This is a genomic window from Streptococcus sp. 2579, from assembly GCF_013277195.1.
In the GTDB taxonomy this organism is placed as follows: Bacteria; Bacillota; Bacilli; order Lactobacillales; family Streptococcaceae; genus Streptococcus.
The window spans coordinates 47,551-57,945 of record NZ_VMMM01000020.1; the positions used below are offsets into that span (position 1 = coordinate 47,551).

Sequence of the window (10,395 nt, forward strand, 5' to 3'; positions counted from 1 at the left end):
GATTTTTCAATAGACTTCGTTATTGGGCGGTTACGTTACGGAAGAAAAAGTTTCAAAATGATAAAAACGCATAATACCTTGCCTTAAAAAGCTTGATATTATGCGTTTTATCAGAGAAAGATTTTCTGAATGTTCACCTCAAATTGAGTTTTTCCAACATTCTTTCAATCACTATTCTAGCTAGTTTACGACTCGTCTAAACTTTGCTTATCTTAGCTGAGCAAGAATAGCTTTGAGTTTCTCAATCAACTCATCTTCTGTGTGGTCAGACTCTTTCTCATTGGCTAGGAAGGCAACTGCTTGAGCGAGTGCTTCTCGTGCTTGGTCGAGAACTTTCGCATCTACACTTGTAGAATCCAATTCTGCTTCAAGCTTGCTTAGTTCCTTGAGTAATTTCTTGAGTTCTGACTCTTTCTTACGACGAGCGATGAGGAAGAGAAGGAGACCAAGGAGGGCAATTAGACTGCCAAGCATTACTACATATGAAAATTCAGTAGTTGTCTGACTATCGTATTTCATCTGATCTTTTTCTTGATTTTGCTGGTCTTCTTTCACACCTTTCAAGGAGTCTATTACCTCTCTCATTCTTCTAACAATATCACGCAAATCGAACCCTGTCAAACTTTCGTCATTAAGAGCTTGTTTAATCTCTGTAAGAAGAGCTTTAGCTGACTCAAGCGTTGTACTATCTATACCATCCAAGTCTTTCAAACGAGTTTCCAGTTCTTCAACCAATCGAGCAAGCTCAGACTTGTCAACAGGACGAGTCTCGCTAGGAGTCACCGTATTGCCTGAATTGTTTGGAGTGTTTGTAGAAACTGGTGTTTCTTGAGCTGGAGTACTTGCTTGAGCCTGTCCAACAGTAGACGATGGAGTAGCAGGAATGATGTTGCTACTATCGTCTGTCGTCACACCAGGGACTGGAGTGTTACCACTATTATCTGGTGTCATTCCGTCTGTTGATACTGGTGCCTCTAATCCTTGTTTTGCTTGCGCTGTTGCTGCTGGTTTTAATCCATTTGCTGCCGCTGTTAACTTATCTTTCGCTGCATTTACTTTCGTTATCTCTGCTTGGATTTCTTGTTCTGTTGCGTTTTGGTTGTCTAATACTTTTTGCGCTGCTGCAGATGCTGCTTGTGCTGCTTGTTTTGCTGCATTGTACTCTGCTACTGACGCTGGTGTCTTACCTTCTGTATCTACAACCTTATTAACCTCTGTATCTAATTCATCTTTAGCTGTTGTTAAGCCTGATTTGTTTTCTACAGCTACTAACAGTTTCTTAGCTTCGTCTAATTTCTCTTGTGCTGCGGTTACCTTCGCTTGTGCATCTGATACTTCTGTTGCTGTTGCATTATCACCTTTCTCTGCTACTGCTTGCGCCGCTGCTTTCGCTTGCGTTATATCATTTTGCGCTTCAGCTACTTTATTATTGTATGCTGTAACACTGTTTGGTGTTTTGTTTGTTGTATCTGCTCTATTGTCTAATGCCGCTGCTTCTTTTGATAATTTGTCCTTAGCTGGCGTTGTTGCTGCATTGTTCAACGCTGTTGTTGCGTTTTCTAATTTCGTTTTAGCTGCTTCTACTTTATTTAATGCAGTTCTTACTTGTTCTGCTGTCGCATTGCCATCTCCAATTACAGTTTCTGCGTCTTGCTTAGCTGTTTCTGCGTCTTGCTTAGCTGTTTCGTACGCTGTTACTTTGCTTTGTGGTTTGTCCACTTTGTCTGCATTTGCTGCTATCGCTGCTGCTAATTCATCTTTAGCTGTTGTTAAGCCTGATTTGTCAACTGCCGTTACTTCATAAGGTACTCTAACTATTTCAGTACTTCTATCTGCATAAGTTACCACAACTTCCAGATTATAAGTTCCTACTGTAGTCGGATAATTTGTACCTTGTTTTAAAGATACTGAGTCTTTATTATCTACATCAATCGCAGCAAATAACTCTTCATTTGCCGTTGACTCGCCCGCTTTTTTCGTGATTTTTGACACTTGAACATCATGTGTAGGAATCAGAATAGAAGTTGGTGTCTCTTGACTCTTAAGTTCTCCTTCACCTTTAGTAGCTATTGCTGTTACTTGACGATTCCCATCGACAGAATTAGAGTTTAGGACTAAGTAATCTCCTTCTCTTGTTATTCCAGAGTTAGATGGTAGTGCCCAATTATTTTCTGAAGTAAGAGTATATTCTTCAATTCTATTTCCTTTTGGAATTGTTAACCTTACTTTATCCGCATCTGTCGGTAATTTAATACGAGTTGTACCGTTGTCCTTATTCTCGTAGGTCAACTCTACAGGTTTTGGATTTGTTACTATAATTGTTACATCGTACTCGCCAGGTCTACTTGTGTCAGATTGTTCTTTTTCTGTTACTTGTACTTTATATGTTCCTTTTCCTACTGTATCAATATTCGGTGTTTGTAGCCATGTTGCATCAAAATCACTTGGGAACTCTTTTTCTATATTTTTCTCAGTATACTTAATCCCCTTCCTAGCATCAGTTTTTAAAGCTTTTAGTTCTTCGCTTCCTTTTGGTTGCGTGATTGTTCTACCTTCGAAGTTTCTTTGTTTTGCTACATAGATATTCTCTTTATCACTAACAGCATCAAAGACTGTCTGTGTTACTGATAACGGAACTGACGACGAACCTATAACTGATGTGTCATCAGTCTGGCGAAGATAACGATTTGCTGGTAAGTTATAGCTCCATTTTCCATTAACCGGTGTTACATCTTGACTTCCTCTTTCACCACGACCATCTTGGAAATGAATAGTTACCTTCGTTGCACTTAGAAGCGCTGTACCAGAAATTGTACGATCCGTATCACTTAATTTAGCACTTTCTCCTTGACCTTCTGTTGGGTTAATTGTAGGTTTCGTTGGTTTTGCTACTAATGCATGAGAAATATCAATAGTAGAACCATCTGGGAAGTTAGCAACAACTGTTCTGGCTTTCTCATTATCAGCTCCTGTTGTGTAAGTCACATCTGCAGGAAGTTTAGCATTTCCTTGATTCGCTTCTCGAACTTTGTCTGCAAAACGTGTTTTTGCTTCTTGTTTGAAATTATCACCTTCAAGATCATCGTTACCAAAAGTCGCTTTTTCTGCTTCTGTTGGATATTTTAACAAACCTCTGTAGAAGTCTGCCATAGTTTTAACAACAATGTTCTTCTCAATAACATTAGATTCCTCACCTGCAGCATCAACAGTAGACAACACAAGTGTATAATTTCCTGCTGGTATTCTGTTATTTACAGCAGATACTGATGTACCTTGTCTGTTCGCAGATGTATCTCTGTCTTTAAATACACGAACTCGTAATTTTCCTGTGTTCGAAGCTGCATAACCTACTGTTAGACCATTATCGTCCTCAACGTCACTTCCCTCAAAATATCCTTTAAGTTCATCAACTGTTGGTGAAGCGAATACATGATTATCCTTAAGTTTAGGTGTCTCAGTCCCAGCTTCTTTAGTTAGTTTGATTGTCGGTCTTGTATTTGTAGGAGTTTCTGAAAGAATCCAATTTAATTCAGCCTGACGATTAACATCAATTGGTTGATTAATTGCTCCTCCATTATAGAAGTGTGCTCTGAATTTTACAGCCCCTTGCTCTGAACCGATTGTAAACGGTGAATTATATATACTATTATCTTTAACTTTTAGTGTAACTTTAGTCATAGCTTGATTATCTGGATCTACTTCTGCTGTTAATTCAAGTTTATTAGTCGTAGCTGTGTCTGTTTCTAAAGTCCAATTATCTCCCACTTTCTTCAATCCGATGTCTACTCCACCATTTCTTACTGAACCTCCTATGCGGATATATCCACCAGTTGTATCATGTGGTATGTGTACAGTTATAGTACGACCAGCTTGAAGTGGAGTATCTACAGTAGCTCTACCCATTAGAACACCAACTCTAGTTGGTTCTGAATCTACACCATTTTTAACTTGTACAACACTAATTTGTCTATCACTGTATTTCGCATTAAATCTAGAGGTTGTTTGTGTAAGTAATTCAGTTGATGTTAGTGTATAAGTCCATCTACCATCGCTAGAAACATTAATTTCTTTCTCGTTACCATCTTGTAAAGTTAATTTTACTTTTTCGGCTCCTGCCATAGCTTGACCTGAAATAGTACGAGCAGTTGATAGAAGTCCAGAAACTGAAGAACGAGTTTCTAAATTATCAACACTCGGAGCTAGTGGTCGTGAAATTACCGTTACATCAACTTCTTCTGTTGAATTGTCTTGATAAGTTAATGTAGTTTTAACCACCTTTTTAGTTCCAGCCGCAACAGCGGTTTGTTGTTCCTTAGCAACAACTGTTCGTTTATTATTAGCTTCTACACCTGCAGATAATTGTTCATTACTTGGTGTTCCATTAGCTGGAATAACAACATTCGTCGCTCTCGGAGCTACATGCTCTGGTATAGTAACTGTCTGTGTACTCTGTTGTGATTTCTCCTCTCCTGTTCCTCTAGTAGCAGATGTTGTAATAGGAGTATCTCTATTTACTTTTCTGTAATCAAATGTAACCTTACCATCACTGAAGCTTACTCCATCTGGTAAGTTTCCTACTGTCCAAGTATTACCTTGGCGTTTAGATACAGTTACTGTCGACATTACATTTTCTTTATTTTTATAGTTTAGTGTAACTTCTTCAGCGTTTGTTGGTAATGTAACTTCTACATCTCCATTTTGACGTGTAGCACTAGTCGTTGCACTAGGTTGTTCAAACTTAGCTTTACTTTTTACATTAGTAGTTGTTTTACTATCGTTTGAAGCAATAACCGAAACTGTAGTACCATCTTCAACAGTACCTTTTGGAATAGAAATTTTTCGCTCATCAGAATAAGTATTTATTCCATTATGAGATGTCCATGTTCTACCGTTTTTCGTGTATTCTAATGTTGTTGACGTAGTTTGCCCTGTCGGTGTATAAGTTAAACTCATACGAGTCGCATCTTCCGGAACACGGATATCCACAGACCCATCTGCTTGAGCAACATTTGTTATACCATCTAATCTACTTAGAGCTTTTATTGTTATTGAAGGACTGTAATCTGATGTGTCCGTTTTTTGTTTAACAGTCACTTCAGAACCTGCCTGTGCTGTATCTTGTTGAAGTTGAATTTCACCTAGACCATCAGTCTCATTTGTAATTGATACTGTAGCATCAGCATTCGCATTATCTTTATCCCAGTTTCCATTGTTTTTCGTAAATCTTACTGTTTTAGTGACTCCATTTGCATTAACATAAGTAAGTGTCACTTTTGTAGCCCCATCTTGCCCTACTTTCGCTTTCACTACTAAATCTTCTGGACTTTGAGAAATACTTGGTTTCGATGGTGCCTGTGTCGTACTACTTACACCAGCGCTAAAATCAGATTCTACTTTTTGATCTTTATCATTCGGCATATAAATCGTTTTTGCACGAATATTGTCAGAAAGCGGTAATCTACCATTTACTGTTACCGTAACATTATTTTTAACAGCTGTATAAGACTCATTATTAACTTTCGGCACATTTACAGAACCAATCTCAATATCTCCATTGTATAATTTAACTGTTGTTCCTGGTGTAACGTTATTAACTGTTACCGTTTGGCTTGTCTTATTCGCTTTTCCAGCTAGTGAGGTAGCATCAACAGATGGCACTTTAGGTTTAGACACAAACGTAATCACATGGTCTTCTGAACGTTTATCTTGAAAATCCTGACGATCATTAGAATTTGGATAGAAAACTCGAATTGTATCCGTACGTTTTCCTAGATAATCTGCAGTTTGGCTACGTGTATCTCCTCCATATTCAGAATATCCATTCTCTCTGTTTGATTTCCAATAATATTTAACATTAGTGTTAAAGTTAGAAGTTAAATACTTCCCTGTTGCACTGGTAGAAGCTGAGAAGTTAGTGCCTACTGTTGTTTCATAAATACCGTTACCATTTACAGTCGCGTGATAGACTGGCGTATTGATTGTTACATTTTTAACTTCATCTCTAGGTTGACCGTTCTCATCTGTTACATGGTAGGTAACTTTTACTACTCCTGTTTTATCCAGACCTTCAACTGCTGTATTTGGTTGGCTTTCCCAAGCTACATCCGCTGCTGGCTTAGTAACATTTTGATTATTACTTTTGAATTGAATATAAGTTTCAGGATTGTCTCCATTTTGTAATGCTTTACTTTTAACTTGCGGAAACTTAGCTTGTTTAACTTCTACCTTTGGAAGAATCTCATAACGCAAGTAGTAAGTAGCTGTATTATTTGATGCGTCTTTTACGGTAATTTGAGCTGTATGTTGCCCTACCTCTTGCGTATCTGCAACATTCCCACTAAATGTCGAACCACTATATTTACTATTTTCTTTGGCATTTGTTTGACTTTGGAACTGATCTCCAAAATTCTGTTTAGTAATTCCAGCAGGGATATCTGTTATATTCAACTCCTTGACACTACCTATATTATCCCAAATCTTAAGTTTCGGTGCAAATGCACTTCCTTGTACAACCTTGTATATCGGAGTTGTAGCATCATTTGCAGTAGTCGGAAGAACAGTATCTCCTAAACTCACCTTCGGTGCCGTTTCATCTCCTTTTACTATTACATTATTATTATCTGAATCTAGACTTTGTCCTTCTTCACGTTGACTAACTCCAACTGGATAGTTCTTTATACTCGTCCCGTATGGAATATGGATTGTCCCTGTTCCATCTGAATTATTCGAAATAGTTATATTGTTATTGTTTTGTGAATCTTTGACCCATGAATTTCCTACTTTAGTGAATGTTTCGTTAGCGCCAAAGACTCCCGGAGGGAAATAAGTAACCCTCGCCCTATTAGCCCCACCTTGTCCAACTTTGGCAGTAACTTCTAAAGTATCTGGATCTTGACTTACTTCCGGCTTTATTTGGTGTTTTGTTATTGGATTAGTCGCTTGTATACTATCGGTACTCAAGGTAGAAACCAAGTTTTCATCTATTTTTCCTGTTTTTTCATCTATCAATGCAGTTATAAGTCGAAGTGGGTGAGTTCCTAATTTATCCACCTTGAAAGTATCAGGTGTAAATTCGGCTCTTCCATCTCCATCTCTTGGATTTGTTTCAGCGATAATTTCATAATCTACTGCTTTAGAAGGATAATCATCATTATTGCGTCCACCTCTAACCAAAAAGACTTTCCATTTTTTACCATCTTGCACCCTACCATTACTAACACTCACAGATTTTACATTTATAACGATAGGCGGCTGGGTTGTTTTTAGATTCTCTTGAGCTTTCCCTTTCAAGTTTTCTGATGTTGTTTCAAAAGATGGGGCTGCTGGCGGATAGTTAATAACCGTGGTAAATGTTTTCGTTACACCACTATTAGAAGTTGCTTTAAATATAAGTTTATAAGAACCCTGAATATTTCTTGCCGGCACACGTACATTTATCCCTTTTCTTGTGGCACTAGATGCGTTAGACGGTTGATTTTTAGTGAATCCAGGTAAGTTGTCTGGATTTTCCACGTCTACATTTTTAATTCCATCTGGAGACTCAGCTATAAAGGCGTGGAGTAACTCCGCATCTCTTGGGTTGTCTTTTACTAAATATTCTCCTATTGGTTTTCTATCGATTCTATCACCGCTACCAAAGAAACCAGTAGTCCCTACTCTTAATCCGTCTACTTTTTTATCAGAAGAAGGATCAGAATAAACTCCTTCAATACTGCTATTTTGGCGATTTAACCAACTTCCTCCCACTTTTTGTTTCACATAGTAAGTCCCAGCTTGAAGATTGACTCTTGAAAACGTAACTTGATTTCCTTGACCGTTAGCTGTAACTGTACCTATAAGTGAATCAGCTTGATTATTTACACCTTTTCTATATAATGTCACCTCACTATGTGGTTCAATATTTCTCACTGTAACATCATGTGTTTGCCCTAGTTTTGTTTCTATATCTGTTGTTATTTCAGGTTTTTTAGGTTTTGTTACAAAATGGATTTCTCCTTCATTAGAGGAACCATCATTATACGAAACTTTATACTTATAAGTGTGAACCCCTGCTGTAGATATAGCATCTAAAGTTACTTGTTCTTTAGTAAGCTCACTATCTCCTTTGTACCATCTGATGATTTGTCCATTATTCAATACATTATTTTTAGCAGTCTCTTTATCTATCTTTTGATCACCTTCGTTATAATAATCACCATAAGATTGACCATCTATATCGAAAGCCTTGTCAGAACCTTCTAAACCACCATTCGTTAAAACTCCTTTAACATTTGGATCTAACGGCTTATCTTCATATCTTTCATAAGCATAAGCAGCGCTACCATTTTTCTCTTTAACTTTTATTCCTTCTCCTAGGTATCTAGACGTATAATATGCCGTATTTTGTTCAACTTCATAATAGCCATTACCTTGAAGACGATATATGTTTTTATCAGCAAATCCCTTCTCACTATCTGTTCTAACGTGCACTATACTTCCTAAATAAGTTTTTTCTCCATTTTTAATACCTTTTAATACAGATAAATAATCTAATTTATTTAAATCGTTATTACCTTGCGTTTTGAAAGTAATTGTATAACTCGTATTCCCTGCTATTCTACCGTAATAAGTTACTCCTCTAGAATCTTTAATTCTCTGTAGTTTCTGATTTCCTAACTCTCTTTCTGCTCTTGATTGTAATTCTGAGTTAGCTGGTACAGTTTCGCTATCCCCTCTACTGTGGAATGCATCTGGTTGTGTATTTCGGATTGCTAATCCGCTTCTATAAAACTCATCTACATTTCCTACTAAATAGTAATTAGGGCTTCCTGGAGTTCCTACTCCAGCAGCATTCGTATTCTCGGGAGTTCCCTTCACTACACTGTTTGCTCCAGCCGCACTCAATGATCCAGTAACCATATCTTGATTATTACCTCTACCCTGGGTTGAATTCGAAGTTGTTCCAGCGTTATCGGTTTTAGTTACTGTTACTGTATCTTGTTTAATATTTTGGCCGTTAGGCACCGTAAACATGAAGCTAATACCATCTAAATCATTTCTTCCAGGGTTAATCTCAATATTCCATCTAAAACCTTCTGTTGTTGGGGTTACTGTTTCTTTCAAATATCCTTGTAGTCTACTAATTCTATCTGGATTTCCAGAACCTCTGACAGCACGCTCATTAAAAAACGCATAAGTGTATCGGCTATATGGACTAGCGGGGTCTTGTCCTCTATCAAAGTAGTACCTATTTTTATTATTATATATTCCAACACTATCAACTGAGCGAGGTGTCCTGTTCGAACGCGGTTGGATGGTTGTTGGTTCTGTATCTGAAGATTGCTCATGTTCGATGTCATCTTCATCATCATCAAGTGAATAACCAGACTCATTCCTCTTAGAAACCCGTGGTTCAAGGGGATTTGAAACAACCGCTCCATTAGCCTCTTTTTCAGCAAGAACTCCTTCGATAAGTTCACGTGATTTTTTCAGATCTGCTAAGGCCGCATCAAAATCTGATTGACTGATAGTGTCTCCTTTAGAGAAGGCTTCATTGAACTTATCAACGGCTGCCTTGGCTGCTTGGATTTTATCTTCCGACGCATTGTTAGCTCGGAGTTGATTAGTGATAAACTCTAACTCTTTTTTTAGGTCATAAACACCATTTTTACCTTCTGTGTTGGTGTAGGTTGGGAGTGCCTGTGGAGTAGCTTGAGAGCTAGAGCTAGCTCCAGGAGTAGTTGCGTTCCCTCCAGCAGATGAAGCGTCTTGGGTTGCAGCTGGTGCTGTCGCGCTCAAGCCTCCTCCTCTACGACGCTTCCCTCCGGTTGGTTGCTCGGTCACAGCTCCGTCTGGAGTAGCGAGTCCGGTAGAAGTTATACCTGTAGATGTGAGGTCTGTAGATGCTAGACCTGCTTTTTCCAAGATTGTTGGATTTTCTAGGGCAGGCGTCAAGGCTTGGTTGACACGGCTGATTAGGGCTTCCATAGCCCTTGTTTGCTCGTCAACTTGCGCTTGTGTCGCTTTAGGGTCGCTCAAAACTGCATTAGCTGCTGCTAGACCCGCTTCCACTTCATCGTGGAGAGCCTTCATAGAGTCTAGGGTTAGGTTTGCCAACAAAGCTTGCAGATTCCCTTGAGTCGATTTGGCTGCCTCTGTATTAGCAACAGCAGCTGGCTGTTCTTGCTCTTTTTCTCCCTCTGCTTGAGGCTTCTCTTGAGCAGACTCTGGCTGGCTAGAGTTAGAGTCTACCTCAGCAGGCTTAGACACAGCTTTCCCTTGTTCAGCTTCTTCAGCCGGCGCCTCTTGTGCTTTTAGCTCATCAGCTGGTTTAAGTTCAGCTGGCTGGTCAGTCAGAGCTTGCTTGGAGTCTTCCTCATCCGAGGTTCCTGGAACCCCATCTGCATTGCCATCAGA

1 protein-coding gene is annotated in these 10,395 nt (G+C 38.7%); it reads right to left on the reverse strand.

From position 1 onward, the window contains the following. Positions 1-207 precede the first annotated feature (207 nt). Positions 208-10,395, reverse strand: a 10,188-nt coding sequence (locus tag HT725_RS08810; protein WP_173253430.1) for an FIVAR domain-containing protein, incomplete at its 5' end; no start/stop codon positions are given.